Below are 26,164 nucleotides of genomic sequence, written 5' to 3'. Positions count from 1 at the left end.
GCGTGCTATGGCCCTCAACGTCGCAGACCTCGTTGAACACGCCGCAGACACCGTGCCCGACCGGACCGCGCTCGTGTGCGGGGCCAAGAGGGTCACCTACGCCGAGCTCGAGGCGCGAGCCAACAAACTGGCTCATCACCTGGCGAAGAACGGCGTGGCGCAGGGTGCGCACGTGGGGCTCTACGCGCGCAACTCGATCGAACTGGTCGAAGCCATGATCGCGGTCTACAAGCTGCGGGCCGTGGCCATCAACGTGAACTACCGGTACACCAAGAACGAGTTGCAGTACTTGTTCGGGGAAGCGGACCTGACCGCTCTCGTACACGAACGGCGGTATTCGCCGTTGGTCGCGGAGGTCGGCGTGCCCGGCCACGCGGTCGTAATCGACGACGAGTCCGAGGAACCGTTCGAGGGCGCGGACTACGAGACCGCGCTGAGCGAGGAGTCCGGTGAGCGGGACTTCGGGCCGCGCAGCCCGGACGACCTCTACATCCTCTTCACCGGCGGCACGACCGGCATGCCCAAGGGCGTGATGTGGCGGCACGAGGACGTGTGGCGCACGCTCGGCGGCGGCATCGACTTCGTGACCGGCGAGCGGCTGACCGACGAGTGGCACCAGGCGAGGTCCGGCAAGGACTTCGGGCTCGTCCGGCTGTGCCTGCCGCCGCTGATCCACGGCGCCGCGCAGTGGGCCGTGCTCGGCGCCCTGTTCTGCGGCAGCACGGTGGTGCTGGTGCCCAAGTTCGACCCCGCCGAGATCTGGCGGGTGATCGAACGGGAGAAGGTCCAGGTCGCCGCGATCACGGGCGACGCGATGGGCCGGCCGCTCATCGAGGAGTTCCAGCGCGGCGACTACGACGGCTCGTCGCTGTTCATCCTCAACAGCAGCGCCGCCCTGTTCTCCTACCCCGTCAAGAAGATGTACCAGGAGCTCCTGCCGCACACGACGCTGCTGGAGTCGATCGGGTCGAGCGAGACCGGGTCCACCGGCATCGGTGCCGTGCCCAAGGAGATCGTCAAGACCGACGGCACCAAGGTGAAGCTCAACGAGGACACCATCGTCATCGACGAGGACGGCAACAAGCTCGAACCGGAGCCCGGTGTCGTCGGCAGGCTGGCGCGCGGCGGGCACATCCCGCTCGGCTACTACAAGGACCCCGAGAAGACCGCCCGGATGTTCGTGGAGGTCGACGGCAGGCGGTTCACGGTGCCCGGCGACTTCGCGCGGTTCGAGGAGGACGGCGACATCACGTTGCTGGGGCGCGGCAACACCTGCGTCAACACCGGTGGCGAGAAGGTCTTCCCGGAAGAGGTCGAGGGCGTGCTGAAGTCGCACCCCGACGTGTTCGACGCGCTCGTGATCGGGGTGCCGGACGACCTGCTCGGTCAACGGGTCGGCGCGATCGTGCAGCCGCGCGACGGGGCGACGCCCGCGCTGTCCGAACTGGATGCCCACGTCCGCGAGACGCTCGCGGGCTACAAGGTGCCGCGGTCGCTGTGGCTCGTGGACGAGATCGGCCGCACCCCGAGCGGCAAACCCGACTACCAGTGGGCCCAGCGCCACGTGGAGGACCATGCGCACCAGCCTGTGTGACGAACTGGGCATCGAGCACCCCGTCTTCGGCTTCACGCCCTCCGAGCACGTGGCGGCGGCGATCAGCCGCGCCGGGGGACTCGGTGTCCTCGGCTGCGTGCGGTTCAACGACGCGGAGGACCTCGACCGCACGCTGACGTGGATGGACGAGAACACGGGCGGCAAGCCGTACGGCGTCGACATCGTCATGCCCGCGACCGTGCCGGAGGAGGGCACGCAGATCGACCTCGCCGGGCTCATCCCGCAGAGCCACAAGGACTTCGTGCAGCAGACGCTGCTGAAGCTCGGCGTGCCGCCGCTGCCGGACGGCGAAGGTGGCGAGGGCGTGCTGGGCTGGCTGCACAGCGTCGCCCGCTCGCACGTCGACGTGGCGCTGGAGCACCCGATCCGGCTGATCGCGAACGCCCTGGGCTCGCCGCCCGCCGACGTGATCGAACGCGCGCACGCCCGCAACGTCCCGGTCGCCGCGCTGGCCGGGAAGGGAGAGCACGCACGACGGCACGTCGCCAACGGCGTCAACATCGTGGTGGCGCAGGGCTACGAGGCCGGCGGCCACACGGGTGAGGTCGCGACGATGGTGCTCGTGCCGGAGATCGTCGACGCCGTGGACGTCCCGGTGCTCGCGGCGGGCGGCATCGGCTCGGGACGCCAGGCGGCCGCGGCGATGGCGCTCGGGGCGTCCGGCGTCTGGATGGGCTCCTGCTGGCTCACCACCGCCGAGTACACCCTGGGCAACTCGAGCACCCAGGAGGCGTTGCTGGCGGCAGGGTCCGGCGACACCGTCCGCACCCGCGTCTACACCGGCAAACCCGCGCGGCTGCTCAAGACGCGGTGGACCGAGGCGTGGGCCGCCGCCGAGGCTCCGGAACCGCTGCCGATGCCGTTGCAGAACCTGCTGGTGAGCGAGGCGCACCTGCGCATCGCCCGGTCCGGCGACCCGTCCGTGGTCTCGATGCCGGTCGGGCAGGTCGTCGGGCGGATGAACGAGGTCCGCCCGGTCGCCGAGGTGGTGGCGGACCTGCTGGCGGAGTTCGACGCGGCGGTCGAGCGCCTCACCAAGCTGCGCTGAGCGCGAGGAGCTGGGCGGTCGCCCCGCCCAGTTCGAACTCGTGGCGCTTGGCCGCGGTGAAGTACCGGTGCACGTCATGGCTCATGTCGATGCCCGTGCCGCCGTGGACGTGCACGGCGGTGTGGGCCACGCGGTGCCCGGCGTCGGCGGCCCAGAACTTGGCCGTCGCCACCTCCTCGTCCGCGTCGAGGCCCTCGGACAGGCGCCAGGCGGCCTGCCAGAGCGTCAACCGGATCGCCGCGACGTCGATGTACGCATCAGCGAGGCGTTGCGCCACGGCCTGGAAGCTGCCGATGGGACGATCGAACTGCACGCGGGTCCGCGCGTGCTCGGCCGTCAGCTCCAGCGCCCGTTCGGTCACACCGAGCTGCAACGCGCACAACCCGAGCGTGTACCGCGTGATCAGCCAGCCGGGGGAGAGCCCGGGCACCACCTCGCCGGTGCCGCCGAACTCGAAGCAGCCCGCGTCCGAGCCGTCGACCAGCTCCTGCGGGAGGACCTCCAGCCGGTCAGCCTCGACGAGGAACACCTGTTCCTCGTGCGCGACGAGGAAAGCGGCCGCGGTGCCGGCGAACGGCACGGTCGTCTTCACGCCGTCGGCTTCGGACAACGCGACCGACAGGACGGTTCCGGGTGTCAGCCAGCGCGACCGCTGCTCCGGCGTCCCGAACTCCGCGAGCGCCGACGAAGCCACCGTCGTGGGCAGGTAGGGGACGGCCGAGACCGCACGGCCCAGCTCGACGAGCACGGCGCACTGCTCCAGCACGCCGAACTCCCCGGGCTGCTCCGGTACGACGCCCGACTTCACGAGGTCGGACCACGGCGCGTCCGACGACTCCAGGATCTTGCGGGTCAGGGCGGCCAGCTCGCGCTGCGCCTCGGTCAGCGTGAAGTCCACGGAGTCTCCTTACCGGGGTGCGGCGGGCAGTCCGAGGCCCGCCCGCGCGATGATGTCCCGCTGGATCTCGTTGGTGCCGCCGCCGAACGTGAGGATCAGCGACGAGCGGTGCATGCGTTCCACCCGGCCGTGCAGCACCGCTCCCGGCGAGCCGGCGCGCACGATCCCGTTCGCGCCCAGCACCTCCATCAGCAACCGGTAGCCCTCGGTCGCGAACTCGGTTCCGAACACCTTGGTGGCGGAGGCCTCGGCGGGGGACGGCGCCTCGTCGGAGCCGGACGCGATGCGCCAGTTGACGAGCTTCAGGAACTCGGTCTTGGCGTGGACGCGGGCGAGGTGCAACCGCACCCACTCCTGTTTGACGGCACCGGTTTCGGTCGCCCAGTCACGGACTTCCCGCAGCGCGGTCCGCAACGGCGCGGCCGAGCACAGCGCGACGCGTTCGTGGTTCAGCTGGTTGGTGATGAGCTTCCAGCCCCGGTGCTCCTCACCGATGAGGTTCCCGGCAGGCACGCGCACGTTGTCGTAGAAGGTGGCGCTGGTCGTGGGCCCGGACATGGTCGGCACGGGCGTCCAGGAGAAGCCGGGCGAGGTGGTCGGCACCATGATCACGCTCAGGCCGCGGTGCCGCCGCGAGTCGGGGTCGGTGCGGCAGGCGAGCCACACGTAGTCGGCGTACTGGACGAGGCTCGTCCACATCTTCTGCCCGTTGACCACGTACTCGTCGCCCTCGCGGACGGCCCGCGTGCGCAGCGCGGCCAGGTCGGTGCCCGCCTCCGGCTCGGAGTAGCCGATGGCGAAGTGCAGCTCGCCGGACGCGATCTTCGGCAGGTAGAAGGCCTTCTGCTCGGGCGTTCCGAGCGACATGATCGTGGGCCCGATGGAGTTCAGCGTGAGGAACGGCACCGGCGCGCCGGCCGCGGACGCCTCGTCGAGGAAGATCAGCTGCTCGATCATCGGGCGGTTGCGCCCGCCGTACTCCTCCGGCCAGCCGATCGTCAGCCAGCCGTCGAGTCCCATCTGCCGGACGGTGTCCTTGTAGACCGCGGCGTCGCCGTAGTCGCCGCCCCCGGCGAGGTCCGCCGTGCGTTCCGGCGTCATGAGCGCGGCGAAGTACGCCCGCAACTCCTGGCGCAACTGCTCCTGTTCGGGCGTGAAACCGATGCGCATGCCCGCTACTCTAGAACAAGTTCTACTTGCTGTCAGGAGGCCGCGATGAAGGTCGGCGTAGACCCCTCGCTGTGCGAGGCGCACGGGGAGTGCGTGTCAATCCTGCCCGAGGTGTTCGACCTCGACGACGACGAGGTTTTGCAGATCCGGGACGGTGAGCTGACGTCGGCGGAGGAGGCTCCGGCGCAGCGGGCCGTCGTCGCCTGCCCCAAGGGCGCACTGCGCCTCTCACGCTGATGGGCCTTGTCAAGAACAGGAACAGATTCTAGTGTCCGTCGAGTACGTCGACCGTGCGCTCAGCGAGGAGTGATACCGGTGAAGGCTGCCGTGCTCAACCAGGTAGGCGACGACAAGCTCGAGCTCCGCGACGACGTCACGACCACACCCGTGGGACCGCAGGAGATCCGCATCAGGATCAAGGCGTGCGGGGTCTGCCACAGCGACCTGTCCGCAATGGACGGAACCCTGCCCGCGCTGGCGCCCGGTGTCGTCGGGCACGAGGGCGCCGGTGAGGTCGCGGAGGTCGGAAGCGCCGTGACCTCGCTCGCGGTCGGCGACCACGTGGCGATCACGTTCGTGCCGCCCTGCGGCAAATGCGCTCAATGCGTCACCGGTCAAGCACATCTGTGCCTCGTGCACACCATCTCCGCTTTCACGTCACCGCGGTTCGTCGTCGGGGGCAACCCGGCCTTCGGCTACGCGGGGCTCGGGGCGTTCGCCGAGGAGATGGTCGTGCCGGCGGACGCGGCGGTGAAGATCGACGACGACGTGCCGTGGGACGTCGCCGCCTTGCTGTCGTGCGGCATCCTGACCGGCGTCGGCGCCGTGCTCAACACCGCGAAGGTCGAACCGGGCTCCAGCGTCGCGGTCATCGGCTGCGGTGGTGTCGGCGTGGCGGTCGTCCAGGGCGCCCGGCTCGCGGCCGCGGCGCGGATCGTCGCGGTCGACCCCGTCGAGGAGAAGCACGAGGTGGCGCGGAAGTTCGGCGCGACGCACGCGACGGCACCCGACGGCATCGCGGACCTGAACAACCAGCTGAACATGGGGATGGGCTTCGACTACGTGTTCGACGTCGTCGGCATCCCCGCCACGATCCGGCAGGCGTGGGACCTCACGCGGCGCGGTGGCCACACGGTCGTCGTCGGCGCGGGCCGGGCGGACGCGATGGTGTCGTTCAGCGCCCAAGAACTCTTCCTGCACGACAAGACGCTCCACGGGTCGTTCTACGGGACGGCGAACTTCCGGCGGGACGTGCCGCGCATGATCGCGCTGTGGCGGCAGGGCCGGCTCGACCTCGAGGGCATGATCTCCAAGCGGATCAGGCTCGAGGACGTGAACGAAGGCCTGCAGGCGTTGCGCGGCGGCGGATCGCTGATCCGCCAGGTCATCCTGTTCGACTAGGGAGTCTCCTGTGGACCTCGCGGGGAAGGTCGCCGTCGTCACCGGCGCCGGCGCCGGGCTCGGCCGCGCGGAAGCGCTCGAGCTCGCGCGGGCCGGTGCCTCGATCGTGCTCAACGACCTGCCGGGATCGGCAGGCGCCGCCGCGGCCGAGATCGAGGGGCTGGGCGCGAAGTGCGTCGTGGTGGAAGGGGACGTGGGCGAGCGGAGCACCGCCGACGCCCTCGTCGCCGCCGCGGTGGAGCAGTTCGGCGGGCTGCACGTCGTCGTGAACAACGCGGGCGTGCTGCGCGACCGGATGCTGTTCAACATGACCGACGACGAGTGGGACCTGGTCGTGCGGGTGCACCTGCGCGGTCACTTCCTGCTGTCGCGCAACGCCGTCGCGCTGTGGAAGCAGCAGTCCAAGGCGGCGGGCGAACCGGTCTACGCCCGGATCGTCAACACCTCGTCGGAGGCGTTCCTGCTCGGGTCCGAGGGACAGGCCAACTACGCGGCGGCCAAGGCGGGCATCACCGCGCTGACCGTCGCGACGGCCAGGGGGACGAGCCGGTACGGCGTGCGCGCCAACGCGATCTGCCCGCGCGCCAGGACGGGGATGACCGCGCACGTGTTCGGCGAGGCGCCGGAGGGCGACGACCCGCTGGCCCCCGGACACGTCGCGAAGTTCGTGGCACACCTGGCGGGACCGTCCGCCGAGAAGATCAACGGGCAGGTCTTCGTCGTGCACGGCGGCAAGGTCGCGCTCATGGCGCCGCCGACCGTCGAGCAGGAGTTCGGCTCGTTCACCGATCTCGACGGCCACTTCGCCGACCGGGATCCGCAGAGGACTTTCGCCTGTACGGAAACGATGGCCCTGTAGGAGGAGCTGTGACGCTCACCGTCCAACCGCACCGCGAGACGCTGGGACTGAAGGACGGCCGGCTCCTCATCGGAGGCGAGTTCCGCGAGGCGGGCAAGACCTGGACCCACCGCCACCCGGCGACGGGGGAGGAGGTCGGCAGCTTCGCCGTCGCGTCGGAGCAGGACGTCGACGCCGCCGTGCGCGCCGCGCGCAAGGCGTTCGACGAGGGCCCGTGGCCGCGGTCGAAGGCGGGCGAGCGCATCAAGGTCCTGCGCCGCTACGGCGATCTGCTGCGCGAGCACGCCGACGAGCTGAAAGGCCTGCAGGCGCTCGACAACGGCGTGCCGCTGTCGTTCGGCCAGATCTACGCGACCTCGGTCAGCATCGCGGCCGACATCTTCGACCACCACGCGGGCTGGATCGACAAGGTCGGCGGCCAGACCCTGCCGCCGTACCAGGGCGGCGACCACCTCGCGATGACGTTCCGCGAACCGGTCGGCGTCGTCGCGGCCATCCTGCCGTGGAACGCGCCGTTCGTGCTGTTCGCCCAGAAGCTCGCCCCCGCGCTGGCGGCGGGCTGCACGGTCGTGGTGAAACCGTCGGAGTACGCGAGCTTCTGCGTGATCCGCATGGTCGAGCTGCTGCTCGAAGCGGGCCTGCCCGAAGGCGTCGTCAACCTCGTCACCGGCCCCGGCACCCCGACCGGCGAGGCGCTGATCACCCACCCGCTGGTCGACAAGATCAGCTTCACCGGCAGCCGCGCCGTCGGCCGCCGGATCGTCGAGGCCTCCGCCGGCACGATGAAGCGCGTCTCCCTGGAACTGGGCGGCAAGTCGCCCGCCATCGTGTTCGCCGACGCCCCCAACGTCGGTCTCGCCGCGATGACCTGCATGGGCATGGTCACCATGGGCCTGTCCGGCCAGGCGTGCGTCGCGCACACCCGCGCACTCGTGCAGCGCGACGCCCAGGAAGAGTTCCTCTCGATGGCGCAGGTGCTCGCCGGCGCGGTGACGTTCGGCGACCCGTTCGACCCGGCGGTGCTCGCCAGCCCGCTGATCAACGCCAAGCAGCTCGACCGCGTCCTCGGCTACGTCGAACGCGGCCAGGAGGACGGCGCCCGCCTCGTCACCGGCGGCACGAGGCTCGAAGGAGATCTCGCGTCCGGCAACTTCGTCGCCCCGACCATCTTCGCCGACGCCACCAACGACATGGCCATCGCCCGCGACGAGATCTTCGGCCCGGTGCTGACGGTCGTGCCGTTCGACACCGAGGAAGACGCCATCCGCATCGCCAACGACACCGAGTACGGCCTGGGCGCGGGCGTCTACACCAACGACGTCCGCCGCGCGTTCCGCGTCTCGAAGTCGTTGCGCGTCGGTATGGTCGGCATCAACGGCTTCCAGCTCGAACCGCACATCCCGTTCGGCGGCTACAAGCAGTCGGGCCTCGGCCGCGAGGGCGGCCAGAGCGCCTACGAGGCCTACACCGAGCTCAAGACCGTGATGATGCCGCTGACCGATGAGATGATGTAGATGCGCCTGAACGGGAAGGTCGCCCTGATCACCGGCTCGGCGCGCGGTCAGGGCGCGGCCGCGGCACGCCGGTTCGCCGCCGAGGGCGCGCGGGTGGTCATCACCGACGTCCTCGACGAGCAGGGCAAGGAGCTGGCCGCCGAACTGGGCGCCGAGTACTGCCACCTCGACGTGTCGTCGGAGGAGTCGTGGGCCGAGGCGATCGCGTTCACCACCTCGGTGTTCGGTGACATCACGGTCCTCGTGAACAACGCGGGCGTCCTGCACTTCTCCGCCCTGGCGGAGACGACGCTCGCGGACTACCAGCGCGTGATCGGCATCAACCAGGTCGGCACGTTCCTCGGCATGCGCGCGGTGGTGCCGTCGATGAGGCGGGCGGGCGGCGGTTCGATCGTGAACGTGTCGTCCGTCGAGGGCCTCGGCGGCATGCCGTACCTGGTGGCGTACACGGCGTCGAAGTTCGCGATCCGCGGCATGACCAAGGTCGCCGCGATGGAACTGGGACAGCACGGCATCCGCGTCAACTCGGTGCACCCCGGCGCGATCGACACCCCGATGGTGAGCGAGGCGCTCGGCCGGCCGATCGACGTGTCGCCGATCGGGAAGAAGCTGGCGCTGCGGCGGATCGGGCAGCCGGAGGACGTCGCGAACGTCGTGCTGTTCCTCGCCGGCGACGAGAGCGCGTACTGCACGGGCGGCGAGTTCGTGGTGGACGGAGGGGCGACGGCGACGCACGCGCTGAGCTGATCAGCGCGCAAATGAACGGCCGCGCCCCCGGGTTTGGCCTACGTTGGGGTGCATGCGGAACCCGTTGAGCACCCTGTCGCTGGACCGCCTGCGGCGGCGCACGAGCGTGAAGTGGCGGGAGTTCCCCGACGACGTGCTGCCGCTCTGGGTGGCCGAGATGGACGTCGACCCGGCCGAGCCGATCAAGAAGGCCCTCGTCGACGCCCTCGAACTCGGCGACACCGGCTATCCGGCCGGCACCGCCTACCAGGAGGCCCTCGCGGCGTTCGCGAAGAAGCGCTGGGACTGGGACCTGCCCGTGGACCGCACGGCTCTCGTGCCCGACGTGATGCTCGGCGCCGTCGAGCTGATCAAGCTGGTGTCCGGCCCCGGCGCCCCGGTGATCGTCAGCCCGCCGGTGTACCCGCCGTTCTACCGGTTCATCCGCAGCGCGGGCCGTGCGGTCGTCGAGGCACCGCTGAAGAACGCCCGTCTCGACCTCGACCTGCTGGAGCGGACGTTCCGGCACGTCAAGGCTGACCGGCCGGTGTACCTGCTGTGCAACCCGCAGAACCCCACCGGCACCGTCCACACCGCCGGGGAGCTGACAGCCCTCGCCGAGCTCGCCGCACGCCACGGCGTCCGCGTGATCGCCGACGAGATCCACGCCCCGGTCGTGTCGGGCAGCGCGAGGTTCGTGCCGTACGTGAGCGTCGATCCCCGCGGGATGTCGCTCATGTCCGCGTCGAAGGGCTGGAACCTCGCGGCGGTGCGGGCGGCGGTCGCGATCGCCGGCACCGACGAGCTCGCGGACCTGCCAGAGGAGGTCGGCGACGGGCCGAGCCACTTCGGCGCGATCGCGCACGCGGCCGCGTTCAGGGAGGGCGGCGACTGGCTCGACGCGCTCCTCGGCGGTCTCGACGAGAACCGGGCGCTGCTCGGGGCACTGCTCGCCGAGCACCTTCCCGAGATCGGCTACACGCCCTCCGAGGCGACCTTCCTCGCCTGGCTCGACTGCCGCGCGATCAGCGACGACCCGGCGGCGTTCTTCCTCGAACGGGCGCGGGTCGCGCTGGTGCCGGGCGCCGACTTCGGCAGCGGCGGAGAGGGGCACGTGCGGTTCAACCTCGGCACGTCACCCGAGATCATCACCGAGGCCGTGCGCCGGATGGCGGCCGCTGCCAGGGGCTGACAGCGCGCTGTGCGCGGTCTGCCAGCGCGGCGGCGCAGGCTTCCTCCCGGAACCACAGGGAGGAACGATGGCGCTCGCGATCAGGGCAGAAGGCCTGGTCAAGCACTACGGGGAGACCAAGGCGCTGGACGGTGTCGACCTCGAGGTGCCCCAGGGGAGGGTCGTGGGGGTGCTCGGGTCGAACGGCGCGGGCAAGACCACGGCGGTGCGGGTGCTGGCGACGTTGCTGCGCCCGGACGCGGGGCACGCGACGGTTCACGGGCACGACGTCGTGAAGGACCCGCGAGCGGTCCGGTCGCTGATCGGGCTGACGGGGCAGTACGCGTCGGTGGACGAGGACCTGTCCGGCACGGAGAACCTCGTGCTGCTCGCGCGGCTGCTCGACCACTCGCGGGCGGGGGCCAGGGCGCGGGCGGCCGAGCTGCTGGAGCAGTTCGAGCTCACCGACGCCGCCGGGAGGGCCGCGAAGACGTACTCCGGCGGTATGCGCCGCCGGCTCGACCTCGCCGCCAGCCTGGTCGGCAACCCGTCCGTGCTCTACCTGGACGAACCGACCACCGGGCTCGACCCGCACGCCCGCAACGAGGTGTGGGCGGTGGTGCGCAGGCTCGTCGCGAACGGCGTGACGGTCCTGCTCACCACGCAGTACCTGGAGGAGGCCGACCAGCTCGCCGACTCCATCACGGTGTTCGACCACGGCCGGGTGGTGGCCGAGGGACGGCCGGACGAGCTCAAGCGCCGCGTGGGCGGGCAGACGCTGCAGGTGCGGCCCACGTCGCTGAGCGATCTCGACGTCGTGCAGCGGATCCTCGGTGACCTGACCGGTGCGCGGCCGACGCGCGACGACGACACCGGACTGCTGACGGCGCCGGTGAACGACCCGGTGCTGCTGTCCACCCTGGTCCGCAAGCTCGACGACGCCGGGATCACCGCGGACGAACTGGCGTTGCGGCTGCCCTCGCTCGACGAGGTGTTCCTGGCGCTGACCGGCAAGCAGGCAGAAGGGAGCCCGGCATGAGCACGATCGCGCTGGACCGGGGCGTGCGCCACGGCTTCTCGCTGGCCTGGCGGGGAATCCTCAAGATCCGGAAGAACCCCGAGCAGTTGATGGACGTCACGCTCGCGCCGATCGTCTTCCTGGTGATGTTCACCTACCTGTTCGGCGGCGCGCTCGCCGGCAGCACCGACAGCTACCTGCAGATGCTCGTGCCGGGGATCATGGTGATGAACATCCTGCAGGCCAGCATGACCGCCGGCGTGCAGCTCAACACCGACGTGTCCAAGGGCGTGTTCGACCGGTTCCGCTCCATGCCGATCGCGCGTTCGGCGCCGTTGGTCGGGGCGGTGCTCGCGGACGTCGTGCGGTACGTCGTGTGCATCGTCGTGCTGCTCGTGGTGGCCACGATCATGGGCTTCCGGGTGCAGACCGGGCCGGTCGAGCTGCTGGTCGCGGCGGGACTGACGATCGCGTTCGGGCTGTGCTTCTGCTGGGCCTCGGTCTTCGTGGGCATGCTGCTCAAGACCCCGCAGGCCGTGCAGGGCATGATGTTCGTGCTGATCATGCCGTTGACGTTCGGCAGCAACGTGTTCGTCGGCACCGAGACGATGCCGGGCTGGCTCAAGGCGTGGGCCGACATCAGCCCCGTGAGCCTCCTTTCCGACGCGCTGCGCGGCCTGCTCAACGGGGGCGCGATCGCCGGGCCGCTCACCGGGTCGCTGGTCTGGATGGTCGCCGCCGTGGCGGTCTTCTTCCCGCTGGCGACGTGGGCCTACCGCAAGCGCGTGTGAGCCGAGGGGGACGGGCGGGCTTCAGCCGGTGCTGAAGCCCGCCTCTTCGCGTATCCGCCGCAGCGCCTCGGCTTTGGTGATCGCCAGCCGTTCGGGTTCGCCCAGCTCCGCGACCAGCCGCCGCACGTCCGGGTCGCCCATGTCGAGGCTTCCGCGGACGACCTGGGCCAGGGCGAGCAACCGCGCGGCCGCCCCGGCGCGGCCCTGGGAGTGCCGGACGAGCGCGAGCAGTTCGGTGACCGTCGCCAGGTCCGGCATGTCGGCGCGCTCCGACGTCGTCCCGACCGCCACCGCGGCGAACCCGGCGGCCTCGTCGAACCGGCCGTCGGCGAGGGCGATGCGCGCGTCGAGCATGGCCACCCACTCCGCGATGAACGACCCGAGCGCGGTCGGCGTCGCGACGCGCTGCCTGAACGCCGTGCTCAGCGCACGCGCCTCCTCGACCCTGCCCGCGCGCAGCCGGATCTCGGCCTTGGCGTAGTCGAGCATGATGGACAGCTGCTCGTTGCCGACCGTCCTGACGAACTCCTCGGCGCCGGTGATCTCACGCTCTGCCGCGGCGTGGTCCCCCATCCGCGCGTACTCGACCGCGAGCCGCCACCGCTGCTGCACGGCGTCGTCCTGGGACCGCAGCTCCGTCGCGACCGCCAGCCCGCGCTCGTACAGGTCGATCGCCGCCTGGTTGTCGCCGGTGTGCGAGACGAACGCGGCCTTCATACCGAGCGTCATCGCCGACCCCCACCGGTCGCCGATGGCGGTGAACTGGTCGTACGCGCGGTCACGGGCCCGTTCGGCGCCTTCGAGGTCGCCCTCGTCGACCAGCATGAAGCTCAGCGCCCACTCCGCGCCCGCCCGTGCCCACGGGTCCTCGCTCCGGGCGGCCCGCTCCACCTCGCGCCGGGCGAGCTCGAAGTTCTGGCTCAGGAAGCCGAGCATGGGCAACGCGATCGCGAGCGACGGGTACTTCTGCACGGCGCCGCTGCCGACGCAGTCCTCGATGACCGCCGCGGCCTCGGCGGCGTCCGTGACACCGGGCACCGCGGCCATGATGAGCTGCATCGCCCGGAACGTGGCGTAGCGGTCGGGCGGCAGCAGGTCGCCGAACGCGAGCACGTCGCGCACCGACATCTCCGCGCGTTCGTTGTCGCCCTTGACGAGCCAGTACCAGAACGTGCCGCCGAGCAGGTCCGCCGCCAGCTCGACCTCGCGGTCGTCGATCGCCCCGCGCAGGGCCGCCACGACGTTGTCCTGCTCCGCCTCGTACACGTCGATCGCCTCGAGCTGGCGCGCGGTGCGGGTGAGCGGTTCCCACCGCTGGGTCAGCTCGCGGTAGTGGCGCCGGAACCGGCCGACGACCTCCCGCTTCTCACCGGACGCGTCGAGCTGCTCGTCGGCGTAGACCCTGATGGTCTCCAGCATCCGGTACCGCGGTTCGCCCGCGATCTCGACGACGTCCACTATGGACTTCTCCACCAGGGACGCGAGCACGTACAGCGCGTCCGGCAGGCAGACCGCCTCGATCGCGGCGAGGTCGGCGCCGGCCGGGAAGACCGCGAGCCGCCGTGCGAGCCGCAGCTCCTCCTCGGTCAGCAGGTCCCAGCTCCACTCGACGACCGCGCGCAGTGTGCGCTGACGCGGCAGCGCGGTGCGGCTGCCCGAGGTGAGCAGCCGGAACCGGTCGTCGAGGCGCTGCGTGATCTGCCGGACCGTCATCGACCGCAGCCGCGCCGCCGCGAGCTCCAGCGCGAGCGGCATGCCGTCGAGCCTGCGGCAGATCAGCCGCACGTCGTCCACAGTGGACTCGTCAAGCCGGAACCCCGGTCTCACGGCGCTCGCGCGGTCGAGGAACAACCGCACCGCGCCGAAGCCGGACAGGTCCGCCTGACCGTTCGGCACGGCGAGCGGGCCGACCGGGCACAGCGACTCGCCGTCGATGGCGAGCGGCTCACGGCTGGTCGCCAGCACGCGGAGGTTCGGCACCCTGCGCAGCAGCTCGGTGGTGAACTCGGCCGCCGCGCCGACGAGGTGCTCGCAGTTGTCCAGCACCAGCAACGACTCCCCGGCACCGAGGACCTCGGCGATCCGGTCCATGCCCTCGCCCGCCCGCCGCCGCGGGTCGCCGGCGAACGTCACCTCGAACGCGCTGAGCACCGCACCGGCCAGGTCCTCCGCCGCCCGCACGCTCGCCAGCGCCGCGAACCACACGCGTCCCTTGCCGTGCAACGGATGCCGCGCCGCCACCTCGGTGGCGAGGCGCGTCTTGCCCGCCCCGCCGGGCCCGACCAGCGTCACGAGCCGGGACCGGCCGAGCCGCCCGGTGATCTCCGCGAGCTCGTCGTCACGCCCGACGAAGCTGGTGAGCCGCACCGGCAGCCGGTCGACGACGGGCCGTGGCCCGAGCTCGCCGCGCAACGCCGCGAGGTGGACGTCCTGCAGCTCCTGCGAGGGGTCGACGCCCAGCTCGTCCGCGAGCCTGCCGCGCACCTCGGCGTAGAGGCGCAGCGCCTCGGACTGCCTGCCCTGCGCGCACAACGCCCGCATCAGCAGACCGGCCAGTCGTTCGCGCAGCGGGTGCTTCTCGTGCAACGCCATCAGCGCGGCGACGTCCAGCTCACCGTGGTCTTCCTCGGCGGACAGCCGGGCTTGTTCGAGACGGGCGGCGGTGGGCCCGGCGAACGGAGCCTCCCGCACGTCGGCCAGCGCGTCACCCCGCCACAGCGCCAGCGCCTCGCCCGGCCGTCCGGCGGCGCGCAGCCGTTCGAACCGGAAGACGTCGACGTCCTCGGTCGCGACGCCCAGCCGGTACCCGCCGGGTTCCAGCGCGACCGGGCAGACCTTGCGCAGCCGCGACACGAGCGACTGGAGGGCGTTGCCGGCGTCGGCCGGCGGCTGCTCGCCCCACAGGTCGTCGATCAGCGTCGTCGTCGGCACCGGCCGGCCGGGGTCGAGTGCGAGACGGGCCAGGAGCATGCGGACGCGGGCACCACCGATGTCCACCGGTGTGCCGTCGTCGGTCTCGACCGCCGTGGGGCCGAGCAATGCCACGCGCACAGGTCCAGCTTCTCAGATCACGTGCCGAGGTCAGGCGAGAACGCCGAGTGCGCGCTTGAGCGCGTCGGTGATCATCGTCTCGAACCCGGCGTCGGCGACGCCGCGCGGCACCCGTTCGGTGAGCATGATCGAGTACAGGTAGGCCTGGTAGGCGGCCAGCCGGACGCGGGCCGAGTCGGTGAACTCGAAGCCGTACGCCGTCAGGAAGTCCTCGTCGTCCTCGATCGTCCCGAACAGAGCGAGCGACACGAACTCGGCGACCGGATCGCCCCAGAACGCCCGCTCCCCGTCGACGAGTCCGGTCAGCCCGGTGCCGGCGAGGACGTTGCCGTCCCACAGGTCGAAGTGCACGAGCGCGGGCCGCCGCACCTCGTCGAACGCCTTGGCGTGCTTGCCCAGGTCGGCGGTCGGCAGCCGCACCCCGTACCGTTCGGCGTCGGCCAGCACGGCCTCGAACATGCCGGAGAACGCCCCGGTCCACGTGTCGTGCAGCCCGAGCTGCGGATAGCCGAACCCGGGCCCGGTCACCTCGTGCAGTGCGTGCGTCGTCTCGCCGAGCCGGCGGCGGAGCAGCGGCCGGTCCAGGTCGGACCGGCCGAAAACGGGCGTGCCCGGCAGGAACGTCGTGAGGAGGAACGTGGCGTTGTCGGTGTGCACGACCCGGGGCACCGGCGCGACCGGCGAGGCGAGCGTGCAGAACATGGCCTCGGTGCGGATCAGCTGCCGTTCGTAGGTCAGGCCGGGCTGCTCGCCGGGTGCCACCTTGAGCACGAACTCGCCCTCGTGCGCCGACACCCGGTACACCGAGTTGTACGTACCGCCGCCCAAAGGGCTGGTCCGAGCGCCGGTGAGGCCGGCGGCGGCCAGAATCCGCTCCACAGTCACTCCCGCGAATGTAATCGGGTGCGGGGCGATGTGGCGCCGGGAAGCTGCCGAGGCCGCGTGGTGGTGGGCGCTAGGCGGGCGACCAGCCCAGTTCCGGGCCGAGCCCCGTCGCGATGTCGGTGAGGATCTGCACGTAGTCCTCGTGCTCGAAGCTGAACGGCAGCGCGAACGCCACCTCGTCGACCTCCCGGAACGCCGCGTGCGCGTACAGCTGCTCGGCGATCTCCGCGGACGTGCCGACGAGGTCGCGCTCGAACATCATCCGGCGCGGCCCGAACGTCTTGCCGATGCGCCCGGCCCGTCCCTCGACGTACGCCCGGTACTTCGCGCGCTGCTCGGGCGTGGCCGAGTCGGTCGGGATCACCACGAGGCCCTGCGACACGCGCCCTCCGCCGTGCTCGCGGAACGTCCGGATGTGCGCCAGCTGGGTCTCGGCGAAGTCCTCGGAACCCTCGGACTGGACCACGTTGCTGGTGAGCAGGTTCAGGCCGTGCTCACCCGCCCACGTCGCCGACCGCAGGCTCCCGCCGCCGTACCAGATGCGGTCGCGCAGACCGGCGGCGTGCGGCTGCACGCGGTCCGACCAGACCTCGATGCCCTCGACGCCGCTGAACGACGCGACCTTCTCGCCGCCGACGAAGTCCAGCAGCCGCCGCACGCGGTCGTAGCCGAAGTTCTCGACGTCGGCCGTCTCCGGGTAGAGCGCCTGCTTCACGTCGTCGAAGTGCATCGGCGGGCCGACGCTGACGCCGGGGTTGAGCCGCCCGCCCGACAGCACGTCGACCGTGGCGAGGTCCTCGGCCAGGCGCAGCGGGTTCTCCCAGCCGAGCGGGATGACCGCGGTGCCGAGCTGGATGCGGCTGGTCCGCTGGGACGCCGCGGCGAGGACGGCGACCGGCGACGAGATGCCGAACTGCAGGTGCCGGTGCCGCACCCACGCGCTGTCGAACCCCAGCTGTTCGCCGAGCACGATGACGTCCAGGGTGGCCCGGTGACCGGCTCCCGGATCGTGCTCGTCGAAGAGTCCGATGGTGAGAAAACCCAGCTTCCGCAGCGGCTCTGTCTTGCGGGGCACGGAACCCTCCTCAGTCGTCTGTCCCTAGTTTAGATGACATCTCAACTAGTTCCGGATGCTGGAACCACCGCGTGCAGGGCGTCGAGCACCACGGTGATCGCGGCGCGCGAGTCGCGGCGCACGGCGGCGGTGATCCTCCGCGTCACCGGCAGCTCCTTCGCGACCACGTCGAACCGCCGGTCGACGGCGAGCGCGGGCAGCACGGCGACCGCCAGCCCGGCCTCGACGTGCTCGAGCGTCAGCATGTAGTTGCTGAACCTGCCCACGACCCTCGGCTCGAACCCCGCCTGCCGGCACAACCGGGTCGCGAGGTTCGCCATGTAGGAGCCGGGGACGTCGAACGCCCACGGCTCCTCCGCGCACGCCGCGAGGTCGTTGCGCGGCTGCCCGGGCGGCGAGAGCAGCACGATCGGGTCCTCGCCGAGCGGCACCACGTCGATGTCGCGCGGCACCGGCTGCTCCACGAAGTCGGTGGTCGTGATGATCACGTCGACCTCACCCGCCAGCAGCGCGGGCATGCTCGCGTGCGGTTCCATCTCGACGAGTTCGACGTCGAGGTGCGGGTGGCCGAGCCGCCGCACCGCGGGCACGGCGAGCGTGTGGATCGAGCTCTGGAACGCGCCGAGCCGGATGAGGCCGGACGGTTCGTCGTTCAGGCCGCGCAGTTCGGCCTCGACGGCCTCCATCTGGTCGAGGATGGACCGCGCCCGCCGCGCCAGGATCAGCCCGGCCGAGGTGAGCCGGACGCGCCGCCCGGTCCGTTCGATCAGCTGAGTGCGCGTCTCGTTCTCGAGCACCGCGAGCTGCTGAGACACGCTCGAAGCACTCAGGTTCGCGGCCTGTGCCACGGCCCGCACGGTGCCCAGCGCGTCGAGCTGGCTGAGCAGGCGCAGGCGCCACGGGTTGAGCGTCATGCTGTGCAGTATTTCCGAACAGCGAGCGTGGAATCGTGACATAGACCTGATGCTCGGCGCGTCCTAGCGTCTTCCGCATGGACAACTTCTGGGACGACGTCGACCGCCACCTCGTCCGCTACGGCGGCACGTTCACGCGCGAGATCATCGACAGCGCGTCGGGGAGCTTCCTCTTCACCGAGGACGGCCGCCGCGTCCTGGACTTCACGTCCGGGCAGATGAGCGGGATCCTCGGCCACTCGCACCCGCGCATCGTCGAGACGGTGCGGCGCCAGATCGCGAACCTCGACCACCTGTTCAGCGGCATGCTCAGCCGCCCGGTGGTGGACCTGGCGCGGCGCCTGGCGGAGACGCTGCCCCCGTCGCTGTCCAAGGTGCAGCTGCTCACCACGGGCGCCGAGTCGAACGAGGCCGCGCTGCGCATGGCCAAGCTCGTGACCGGAAAGCACGAGGTGGTGGCGTTCGCGAGGTCGTGGCACGGCATGACCGCCGCCGCGGCCGCCGCGACCTACAGCGCGGGCCGCAAGGGCTACGGCCCCGCCGCACCCGGCAACTTCGCGATCCCGGCGCCGTCGGCCGGGGACTGGCAGGCGCAGCTGGACCTGGCGTTCGACCTGGTCGACGCCCAGTCCGTCGGCTCGCTGGCCGCCTGCATCGTCGAACCGATCCTCTCCTCCGGAGGCATCCTGGAACCACCGCCGGGCTACTTCGCCGCGCTGCAGCGGAAGTGCCGCGAGCGCGGGATGCTGCTGATCTTCGACGAGGCCCAGACCGGCCTGTGCCGCACCGGCACCTGGTACGCGTTCGAGCGCGACGGCGTGGTGCCCGACATCCTGACGCTGTCGAAGACCCTGGGCGCCGGCCTGCCGCTGGCCGCCGTGGTCACCTCCGCCGAGATCGAGGCCGAGGCGCACGCCCGCAACTACCTGTTCTTCACCACGCACGTGTCGGACCCGCTCGTGGCCGCCGTCGGCAACACGGTGCTGGACGTGCTGATCGAGGAACGGCTGGACGAGCGGGCCGCGAAGCTCGGCGCGGTCCTGCGCAACGGCCTGACCGACATCGCCTCCCGCCACCCGCTGGTCACCGACGTGCGCGGGCGCGGGCTGCTCGTCGGACTGGAGATCGCGGACGAGTCGCTGTCCGCGCCGATCACCCGGAGGTGCCTGGAACTGGGCCTGCACATGAACATCGTGCAGATGCCGGGGATGGGCGGGGTGTTCCGGATCGCGCCGCCGCTGACGGCCACGGAGGAGGAGCTGGCGCTCGGCGTGAGCATCCTGGACGAGGCCATCGGCTCTGTAGGCTGAGGGTTGCGGATGGCCATTCGGCCATCCGCAGAAATTTCCTTTGTGATAGTCGAGATTAGTTGTAGTTGCGTCAAAATATCGAGGGGTTCTGAAGTTCGGCGATGTGGTCGGCTTGGCTGGCGAGGTGAGAATGCTGCGCAATAAGGTTATTGGCCATTCTTAGATCCGTGTCGGCTTCCTCTGTCCATCCCATCCGCCTGTAATTTATTACCCTGGTCTTCAATGCCATGATCAAGGTTTCCGTCGGAGTGCTTCTCTGGCTTTCAATTTCAATTATTTTGGTGAACTCGGCAACTGCTTCATGGCTTTTTCCGGCATGGCTTAGCGCGACGCCAAGCTGGTGCCTTAAAACTACATCGTCAGGTGCGTAGTCAAGAGCTCTGCGCAGTGCGGAGATGCGACCGATTTTGTCTTTATTAGCGTTGCTCACTCGCGCTTTTACGGTGTAGGCAAGAGCGCCTGTCAGTTTAGTCGCCCGCGTGCAGGCGATATCCGCGAACTTGAGCGCTTGTCCGATCCGTTGGCGCGCCAATTCGAAGCTGGCGCTCATTGCATAGACATAAGCGCTCGTCGGAGCCATGTCGCGCGCTTGGTTGAAAAGATCGGCGGCGACGTCGAAGTTGCCAGCAAATGTTTCAGATTCACCGCGTCGACACAAGATCACACCGCGTTTTTCGGTCTCGGAAGCGACGCCGAACCGATCGAAGGTGCGATCGAACCCGGCGACCTCCCAAGACTGCATTTCCATCCGCTCCATATACTTTTGCAGACGAGTGCGCGATTCTAACTCAAGAGGCCCAAACTGAGGAAGTCTGCTCATGGAAAAGGAGAGGGTGATTGGGAGTGCTACATAAACTGATTGGCCATCGGTTGGATTGATCTGTTTAGTCAGCAGTGTTGCTTCTTGTAGCTCCACCAGTGCATCTGCCAATCGATCCGCAGATATATCCATCGCGCAAAGCAGGAGTTGCTCAGTCGGAGGTGACTCGAAGATGGACATAACTGCCAGTAGTCGACGCGCATCGGAGGACAGTACGTCCCAGATATTTCTAAAAGTGAATTCAAGAACAGGAGAGTCTGAACCTCGTACAGCGTTGAGGGCTTGCTTAAGGCTTCCGCACAGCTTGTACTGCCCTAATGTCCATTGGATTGCTAACGGCAAGCCCCCAGTCGCAGAAGTAAGCTCTCGCAGCGTCTTGCCATCTATGTTCAACTCGAGGCCAAGTTCACTTGCCTTGGTCTTTGCGAGTTCGCGCGTCTCTTCCTCATCCAGTTCGGGTACGGTTACTGGTAACTCCCAGCCTCCGGTTCTCCTTCGGCTTGTGATTACGAACTTTGCTAGACATGTTTCTGGAAGATTCTGGACAAAGCTTAGTATTCGTCCGTCATCAACCGTCTCGAGATTGTCCAAGACAATAAGGGTGGGTTCCAAAGAGAGCCATTGTGTCGCAAGTTCACGTTTTTTCTCCAGGTCATCGGGGCAAGATTCTCCGTAAAGATTGAGAATTTGATCTAGAAGATCCTCGAGGGAGTACAAGGTGCGGCTAGTGGTCCGCGCAATTCCCGTCGCCGATAGCACCGTTTCTTTTGCTGTGAGTTGCAAAATTGATTCGAAAGTGCGCTTCTGGTAGAAATCATAGACGGCCCAGGTCACTAGTGCTGACTTGCCCACTCCGCCGGGACCATGAACATTAATAATCCAAATTCGAGGGTTCTCGAGGATTGCTTTGACAAGTTTTTGGCGCAGAGTCTCCCTTCCTACAAATAATCTATAGTCAGGCTCAAGAAGTCGGTAGAAGCCTTCATTTACGGCGAATACGCTATGCGTCGACTCATTTACGACGGTCGAGTGATCTGAGCGGTATTCGAGCTCCTCCAGTAAATCTTCAAGTTCCTGGTAGTCATCGAGGCGCACGGTAGAGTCGCCACGGCGAAAATATATCTCGCCTCGGCGAAGTCCGTATTTTTCTTTTGGTCGAAAGTCATTTTTTACAAGTGAAGGTGCTCTGCGTTTAGTGCGTTTTCTTGTCGAGCGAACGTAGATGATTGCAAACCAGCGCGATTCGCCTGGATATCGAAGGGTGTGCTGCACGATGTCTACCGCGAGGTCTAGACCGCTTGCTTTACGGATTTTGTCGCGAAGCATCTTCCCGTCATAAGGCAACTGTTCGGGCAAGCCGACGGGAACCCAAGTTTTGTCCTGGACCCCAACTACTATGTAACCCCCTCCTGCGTTCTTCATGGCGAGAACGTCTTTAGTAAAGGCTGCGGTCTCGCTGTCGTTTTCAAGTGTCAGAAATTCTTTGAAGTCTAGCCATTCGCATTCGCCGCGGCAGTTTATGAAGTATTTGAGTGCGTCGAGGCTCAAGTCCGCCTGGCGCACCATCCGCTCGAGTACGGCGAGATTCAACCTACTTCACCTCTATTTGGGCTAAGGGCAGAAGAGCCCTATCAGTGGCGTCTGCCGAGCGGTGAGTTCTTCGCTGTGGATCTTCGTCGGTGTATCGTCTATGTCGCGTGCTCACTGCATGTGGTTACATGCGTCACCCGTTTGTAGGAACGAGTCATGCGGTTGGCCACTGAGAGCTCGTAGAGATCGGCGTCTGACCACATGGCCACCCGGCCTCGGTCAGCCAGCCGAGGCCGTCCGGCACCCGTGCTCCTACGATCGGACGGGTGGGGGGACTTCGCCGCAGATCACTGCTCATCGCCACCGCGGTCCTGTGCGTCAGCGGCTTCGTGGTCACCGGGCGGATCATCGGCTTCGACCGGGCGGTGCTGCTGCGCAGCAGCCAGGGAGTGGGCGCGGACACCTTCGTCGACCACCCGGTCTACGCGATGGTGGAAGGCGCCGTCGTGCTGGTCGTCGTGTTCCTGCACGCGTGGCGAACCCGTCCGACCGTGGCCGTGCTTTCGATCGCGGCACTCCTGGTCGTCTTCGAGCACGCCGCGTTCTACCGCCCGCACACCATGCTCAGCCGCGCGGACTCCGTTCAGCTGATGCTGATCCTGAGCGCCATCATGGTCGCGGGCGGGATGCTGCTGCGCTTGCGGGAGCGGTCGCGCGAGGCGCTCGCGGCGGCAGCGGAGGAGCGGGCGCGCCGCGACGAACGCCTCGACATGGCCCGCGAGCTGCACGACGTGGTGGCGCACCACGTCACGGGCATGCTGGTGCAGGCGCAGGCCGCCCTGGTGGTGGCGGAGCAGGACAAGGACAAGGCCTGCGCGATGATCCCGGGCATCGTGGAGGGCGGCACGGAGGCGTTGGGGGCGATGAGCGCGATGGTCAGGACGTTGCGGGACAACGGCGCCGCGACCGCCACCACCGACCTCACGGCTGACCTGCACCGGCTCGCGGAGAGGTCGGGGCTGCCGGTGCGCACGACCGTCGAGCTGACCCAGGACGTGCGGCCGGAGCTGGGGCGGTCGGTGCTGCGGCTGGTGCAGGAGGCGTTGACCAACGTGCGCAAGCACGCCTTCGACGCCACGAGAGTGGAGGTGGACGTGCGGCTCGGCGCGAGCGCGGTGCAACTGTCCGTTGTGGACAACGGCCGCGCGCGACCGGCGCACTCGGGCGGGTTCGGACTCGTGGGCATGCGGGAACGCGTGCACGAGCTGGGCGGGCGGTTCTTCGCGGGCCCGACCGGGGAGGGCTGGCTCGTCACCGCCGAGCTGCCGCTGGAGGTGCGCGCGTGATCTCCGTGCTCATCGCCGAGGACCAGGACATGGTGCGGGCCGGGTTCCGGCTGATCCTGGAGGCCCAGCCCGACATCAGCGTCGTCGCCGACGTCCCGGACGGGGTCAGCGCCGTGCAGCGCGCCCGTGAGCTGGAGCCGCAGGTGTGCCTGGTCGACGTGCGGATGCCGGGCCTCGACGGCCTGGAGGTCACCCGCCGGCTCGCGCCGCACACCCGCGTCGTCGTGGTCACGACGTTCGACAGCGACGAGGTGCTCGACAAGGCGCTGGACCTCGGCGCGTGCGGGTTCCTCACCAAGGACGCGAGCCCCGGCCTGCTCGCCGAGGCCGTCAGATCAGCCGCGCGAGGCGACGTTCTCGTGTCGCCCCAGGTGGTGCTGCGCGTGCTGCGGCGTTCGGTGCCGCCCGTGCCGAACGCCGACGCCGGCGTGCTGAACCCGCGCGAGCTGGACGTGGTGCGGCACGTCGCCCAAGGCCTGAGCAACAACGAGATCGCCGCGGCGATGAAGGTCTCCGTGTCGTCGGTCAAGGCCTACCTCGCCTCGGTGCAGACCAAGGTCGGCGCCCGCAACCGCGTGGAGATCGTCGCGTGGGCCTTCCGCGCGCACGTGGTGGCCACCTGACCATGACCGTCCGGCCAGTCCGGGCGTCACGGCTGCCCCTCCGGCCATGATCTCGCCGCTGCCGGGCCGATCCGCCGGCACGTCCGCGCGCGCCAGGCTCGTCCACATCGGATTTCGTTGTGGACGAAGGGTTCTGGCCTGTGAACGACGTGCTCGCGCGCCGCCTCTGGGGTGCCGTGGTCGCCGGTCTGCTCGCCTGGGTGGCCGTGCGGAGCTTCGGCAGCGGTGTCCTGGACCTGCGCGTGTACCTCGCGGGCGGTGAGGCGTGGCGCGCGGGCACCGACCTCTACACCGCCGATTTCCACGGTCCCAAGGAACTCCCGTTCACCTACCCGCCGTTCGCGGCACTGCTGTTCAGCGGCCTCTCCCCGATGCCGCTGCCACTCTCGGCACTGCTGTTCACCGCCGCCGCCATCGCACTGTTCACCGCGGCCTGCCACACCGCCGCGCCGTCCGGCTTCGGCCTCGCCGCGCTGTGCCTGCTGCTCGAACCCGTCCGCATCAGCCTGGACCTCGGCCAGGTCAACCTGGTCCTGCTCGGCCTGGTCGCCGCCGACTGCCTCCTGCCGCGCACGCCGTGGCCGCGCGGCCTGCTCGTCGGCCTCGCCGCTGCGATCAAGCTGACACCTCTGGTCTTCCTGCTGTTCTTCCTGTCCCGCAAGCGGTGGCGGCCCGCGCTGACCGCCGTGGCGACGTTCTCGTCGTGCGGCCTGCTCGGCTGGCTGCTCGCACCGGAGCAGTCCGAGCGGTTCTGGTCGCACGCGGTGCTCGACCCCGGCCGCGTGGGCGGACTCGGCTTCACCGCGAACCAGTCGTTGCGCGGCCTGCTGTTCCGCCTCGGCCTCCCGGAGGTGGTGTGGCTCGTGACAGCGCTGGCAGTGCTCGCTTTCACCGTGGCGGTCCTGCCGAGGCTGCGCGACGACCTCACCGCCCTCGTCGCGGTCGCGGTGACGGGCCTGCTCGTCTCGCCGGTGTCCTGGTCGCACCACTGGGTGTGGATCGCACCCGCACTGGTGCTGCTGCGCGGCCACACCCGCACCGCCGCCGTGGCGGTGTTCGCCGTCGGCCCGCACTGGCTGCTGCCGAGCGCCGGCGACCGCGAGCTCGCCTGGACCTGGTGGCAGCACCTCGCCGGCAACACCTACGTGTGGCTGGGACTCGCGTTCCTCTGCTGGTGCGCCGGCAGCTTGCCGATCAGCGCACGGGTCAGGCGCCGGATGTCGGCCTCCTCGTGGCCGAAGTCCGAGAGGTAGTGGCGCAACGCGTGCCGGAGGAGCACCAGTTCCTCAGGAGTCAGCTCCAGGGTCGTCGTAGTACCCATGGGACCCATGTTAGGCCTGCTCACGGCGTTCTGCGCGCCAGCTTTCCCTGTCGCGACCGGTTGTTGAATTGCATGGCAACGATTTTCTGATTGATTTCGTTGTGTGCAATGTGCATGAATGGTGCAAGTGCGTCGGAAGCCCTGTGCTCGGATCTCGGAGGTGGTCGTGCGCCACGGTGATGTCGACGGAAGTCTGCTCGCTTTTCTCCCGGATGGTGACCGCGAGTTCTTGCTGACTCGCGGCATAGGCCGGTCGTTCGCCGTCAACGACGTGCTGTTGCACCAGGACGACCCGTCCGACCACGTCCAGGTCGTCAAATCGGGATGGGTGCGTGTGTCGACGGTGCTCGAAGACGGACGCGAGATCATCTACGCCTTGCGCGGCCCGGGCGACGTGTTGGGGGAGTTGGCTGCACTGCAGGGGTGGACGCGTACGGCCTCTGTACGCGCGATCGAGCCCGTCGACGTGGTGCAGTACTCCCGCAGCCAGTTCCTCGCCGTGTTGAAGGACAGGCATCAGGTGGCACTTGCCCTCATGAGCACCATGGCGACGCGGCTGCGCGAGGCGGAGCGGGCACGAGTCGGATCAGCGGCGCTCGACGTCAGCAAACGGCTCGCCCACCACCTGGTCGAACTCATCGACGAGCGCGGCATCCGCACGGCCGAAGGTGTAGAGGTCCGCACCCCGTTGTCCCAGGAGGACATCGCACGTCAGCTCGGCGGCTCGCGGCGGGCTGTCGCCAGGGCTCTGGCCGTGCTGAGGTCCCGCGGCGTGTTGAGCACAGGACGCAAGCGCATCGTCGTCCACCGGCCGGAGGTGCTGCGCTCACTCACCCAGATCTGAGCCAAGTGGCACACGGCCTGTGTGTCACGGGGCGCTGTGATCCTCCCGTGGCCCAGTCATTCTGAAGAGGCGCCGTTCGAGCAGAAAAACGGCGAACTCGGAAATCAAATTCGGCTGGAGCTGTGGTCAGGAGTGTGCCGTAGTGGGTGTCTACTGCACGATTTCGTCAATGATTCGAATCGTGGTCATCGCATTTGTTCTCGGTGTCGCCGCCGGTGCTTTCGTGATGGCGAG

Annotated in this window: 22 protein-coding genes; 15 read left to right on the top strand and 7 right to left on the bottom strand. The window is 69.0% G+C overall.

Going from position 1 to position 26,164, the window contains the following annotated elements:
- Positions 1 to 7: 7 nt before the first annotated feature.
- Positions 8 to 1,594, top strand: a complete 1,587-nt coding sequence (locus L6E10_RS31900; RefSeq protein WP_236223863.1) for an acyl-CoA synthetase — start codon at positions 8 to 10, stop codon at positions 1,592 to 1,594.
- On the top strand, positions 1,575 to 2,663 hold the full coding sequence (locus tag L6E10_RS31895; RefSeq protein ID WP_236223862.1) for a nitronate monooxygenase family protein: 1,089 nt from the start codon (positions 1,575 to 1,577) through the stop codon (positions 2,661 to 2,663). Before L6E10_RS31900 ends, L6E10_RS31895 begins: the two co-directional genes overlap by 20 nt.
- On the opposite strand, the gene L6E10_RS31890 is transcribed toward L6E10_RS31895, so the two are convergent.
- Together L6E10_RS31890 and L6E10_RS31885 are read right to left on the bottom strand one after the other, a co-directional pair.
- Entirely contained in the window at positions 2,647 to 3,561 is a 915-nt protein-coding gene (locus L6E10_RS31890) for an acyl-CoA dehydrogenase family protein (RefSeq protein WP_236223861.1), read from the bottom strand. The genes L6E10_RS31895 and L6E10_RS31890 overlap by 17 nt on opposite strands.
- A 9-nt stretch (positions 3,562 to 3,570) precedes the next feature.
- A complete protein-coding gene (locus L6E10_RS31885; RefSeq protein ID WP_236223860.1) occupies positions 3,571 to 4,731 on the bottom strand; it encodes an acyl-CoA dehydrogenase family protein in 1,161 nt (386 codons plus the stop codon).
- Positions 4,732 to 4,776: 45 nt separating this feature from the next.
- Here L6E10_RS31885 and L6E10_RS31880 point away from each other — a divergent pair, with 45 nt between their 5' ends.
- From L6E10_RS31880 to L6E10_RS31845, 8 genes are all read left to right on the top strand, one after another.
- The gene (locus tag L6E10_RS31880; protein ID WP_236223859.1) at positions 4,777 to 4,968 is read left to right on the top strand and encodes a ferredoxin; all 192 of its coding nucleotides are present in this window, start codon (positions 4,777 to 4,779) and stop codon (positions 4,966 to 4,968) included.
- A gap of 78 nt (positions 4,969 to 5,046) precedes the next feature.
- On the top strand, positions 5,047 to 6,132 hold the full coding sequence (locus L6E10_RS31875; RefSeq protein ID WP_236223858.1) for an alcohol dehydrogenase catalytic domain-containing protein: 1,086 nt from the start codon (positions 5,047 to 5,049) through the stop codon (positions 6,130 to 6,132).
- 10 nt (positions 6,133 to 6,142) lie between these two features.
- Positions 6,143 to 6,991 (top strand): SDR family NAD(P)-dependent oxidoreductase, encoded by an 849-nt coding sequence (locus L6E10_RS31870; RefSeq protein WP_236223857.1) that lies wholly within the window; start codon positions 6,143 to 6,145, stop codon positions 6,989 to 6,991.
- 8 nt (positions 6,992 to 6,999) lie between these two features.
- Positions 7,000 to 8,505, top strand: a complete 1,506-nt coding sequence (locus L6E10_RS31865) for an aldehyde dehydrogenase family protein (RefSeq protein WP_236223856.1) — start codon at positions 7,000 to 7,002, stop codon at positions 8,503 to 8,505.
- Positions 8,506 to 9,252 (top strand): glucose 1-dehydrogenase, encoded by a 747-nt coding sequence (locus L6E10_RS31860; RefSeq protein ID WP_236223855.1) that lies wholly within the window; start codon positions 8,506 to 8,508, stop codon positions 9,250 to 9,252.
- Between the two features lie 52 nt (positions 9,253 to 9,304).
- Complete coding sequence (locus L6E10_RS31855; protein ID WP_236223854.1) at positions 9,305 to 10,423, top strand: MalY/PatB family protein; 1,119 nt, start codon at positions 9,305 to 9,307, stop codon at positions 10,421 to 10,423.
- Between the two features lie 67 nt (positions 10,424 to 10,490).
- Positions 10,491 to 11,441, top strand: coding sequence for an ATP-binding cassette domain-containing protein (locus L6E10_RS31850; RefSeq protein WP_236223853.1), 951 nt, complete (start codon positions 10,491 to 10,493; stop codon positions 11,439 to 11,441).
- Positions 11,438 to 12,211, top strand: coding sequence for an ABC transporter permease (locus tag L6E10_RS31845; protein ID WP_236223852.1), 774 nt, complete (start codon positions 11,438 to 11,440; stop codon positions 12,209 to 12,211). Before L6E10_RS31850 ends, L6E10_RS31845 begins: the two co-directional genes overlap by 4 nt.
- A gap of 21 nt (positions 12,212 to 12,232) precedes the next feature.
- Here the strand turns inward: L6E10_RS31845 and L6E10_RS31840 are convergent, their stop codons facing one another.
- The 4 genes from L6E10_RS31840 to L6E10_RS31825 form a co-directional block, all read right to left on the bottom strand.
- Positions 12,233 to 15,262: a BTAD domain-containing putative transcriptional regulator gene (locus tag L6E10_RS31840; protein ID WP_236223851.1), complete on the bottom strand. Its 3,030-nt coding sequence runs from the start codon at positions 15,260 to 15,262 to the stop codon at positions 12,233 to 12,235.
- A gap of 30 nt (positions 15,263 to 15,292) precedes the next feature.
- Complete coding sequence (locus L6E10_RS31835) at positions 15,293 to 16,141, bottom strand: aminoglycoside phosphotransferase family protein (RefSeq protein WP_236223850.1); 849 nt, start codon at positions 16,139 to 16,141, stop codon at positions 15,293 to 15,295.
- Positions 16,142 to 16,217: 76 nt separating this feature from the next.
- Entirely contained in the window at positions 16,218 to 17,222 is a 1,005-nt protein-coding gene (locus tag L6E10_RS31830; RefSeq protein WP_236223849.1) for an LLM class flavin-dependent oxidoreductase, read from the bottom strand.
- A 41-nt stretch (positions 17,223 to 17,263) separates the two neighbouring features.
- Positions 17,264 to 18,136, bottom strand: coding sequence for a LysR substrate-binding domain-containing protein (locus tag L6E10_RS31825; protein WP_236223848.1), 873 nt, complete (start codon positions 18,134 to 18,136; stop codon positions 17,264 to 17,266).
- A gap of 77 nt (positions 18,137 to 18,213) precedes the next feature.
- On the opposite strand from L6E10_RS31825, the gene L6E10_RS31820 reads away from it, so the two are divergent.
- The gene (locus L6E10_RS31820) at positions 18,214 to 19,446 is read left to right on the top strand and encodes an aspartate aminotransferase family protein (RefSeq protein WP_236223847.1); all 1,233 of its coding nucleotides are present in this window, start codon (positions 18,214 to 18,216) and stop codon (positions 19,444 to 19,446) included.
- Between the two features lie 70 nt (positions 19,447 to 19,516).
- Here the strand turns inward: L6E10_RS31820 and L6E10_RS31815 are convergent, their stop codons facing one another.
- Complete coding sequence (locus L6E10_RS31815; RefSeq protein ID WP_236223846.1) at positions 19,517 to 21,856, bottom strand: RNA-binding domain-containing protein; 2,340 nt, start codon at positions 21,854 to 21,856, stop codon at positions 19,517 to 19,519.
- A gap of 266 nt (positions 21,857 to 22,122) precedes the next feature.
- Between L6E10_RS31815 and L6E10_RS40980 the strand changes: the two genes are divergently transcribed.
- From L6E10_RS40980 to L6E10_RS31795, 4 genes are all read left to right on the top strand, one after another.
- On the top strand, positions 22,123 to 23,142 hold the full coding sequence (locus tag L6E10_RS40980) for a sensor histidine kinase (protein WP_236223845.1): 1,020 nt from the start codon (positions 22,123 to 22,125) through the stop codon (positions 23,140 to 23,142).
- Complete coding sequence (locus L6E10_RS31805) at positions 23,139 to 23,765, top strand: response regulator transcription factor (RefSeq protein ID WP_236223844.1); 627 nt, start codon at positions 23,139 to 23,141, stop codon at positions 23,763 to 23,765. The genes L6E10_RS40980 and L6E10_RS31805 overlap by 4 nt, the downstream gene beginning before the upstream one ends.
- Before the next feature lie 140 nt (positions 23,766 to 23,905).
- Entirely contained in the window at positions 23,906 to 25,018 is a 1,113-nt protein-coding gene (locus L6E10_RS31800) for a glycosyltransferase 87 family protein (protein WP_236223843.1), read from the top strand.
- A gap of 297 nt (positions 25,019 to 25,315) precedes the next feature.
- Complete coding sequence (locus L6E10_RS31795; RefSeq protein WP_236223842.1) at positions 25,316 to 25,930, top strand: Crp/Fnr family transcriptional regulator; 615 nt, start codon at positions 25,316 to 25,318, stop codon at positions 25,928 to 25,930.
- Positions 25,931 to 26,164 lie beyond the last annotated feature (234 nt).

This window comes from Lentzea sp. CC55 (assembly GCF_021056325.1).
Lineage (GTDB): Bacteria > Actinomycetota > Actinomycetes > Mycobacteriales > Pseudonocardiaceae > Lentzea > Lentzea jiangxiensis.
The sequence above is the reverse complement of the archived record's forward strand: the minus strand, read 5'-3'. Positions and strand labels throughout refer to the sequence as shown.

What these genes read in the sequence shown, in the direction of transcription:
- L6E10_RS31850 (WP_236223853.1), top strand. Translation starts at nt 10,491, where the DNA reads ATGGCGCTCGCGATCAGGGCAGAAGGCCTGGTCAAGCACTACGGGGAG.
- L6E10_RS31895 (WP_236223862.1), top strand. Translation starts at nt 1,575, where the DNA reads ATGCGCACCAGCCTGTGTGACGAACTGGGCATCGAGCACCCCGTCTTC.
- L6E10_RS31855 (WP_236223854.1), top strand. Translation starts at nt 9,305, where the DNA reads ATGCGGAACCCGTTGAGCACCCTGTCGCTGGACCGCCTGCGGCGGCGC.
- L6E10_RS31880 (WP_236223859.1), top strand. Translation starts at nt 4,777, where the DNA reads ATGAAGGTCGGCGTAGACCCCTCGCTGTGCGAGGCGCACGGGGAGTGC.
- L6E10_RS31885 (WP_236223860.1), bottom strand. Translation starts at nt 4,731, where the DNA reads ATGCGCATCGGTTTCACGCCCGAACAGGAGCAGTTGCGCCAGGAGTTG.
- L6E10_RS31860 (WP_236223855.1), top strand. Translation starts at nt 8,506, where the DNA reads ATGCGCCTGAACGGGAAGGTCGCCCTGATCACCGGCTCGGCGCGCGGT.
- L6E10_RS31825 (WP_236223848.1), bottom strand. Translation starts at nt 18,136, where the DNA reads ATGACGCTCAACCCGTGGCGCCTGCGCCTGCTCAGCCAGCTCGACGCG.
- L6E10_RS31820 (WP_236223847.1), top strand. Translation starts at nt 18,214, where the DNA reads ATGGACAACTTCTGGGACGACGTCGACCGCCACCTCGTCCGCTACGGC.
- L6E10_RS31900 (WP_236223863.1), top strand. Translation starts at nt 8, where the DNA reads ATGGCCCTCAACGTCGCAGACCTCGTTGAACACGCCGCAGACACCGTG.
- L6E10_RS31845 (WP_236223852.1), top strand. Translation starts at nt 11,438, where the DNA reads ATGAGCACGATCGCGCTGGACCGGGGCGTGCGCCACGGCTTCTCGCTG.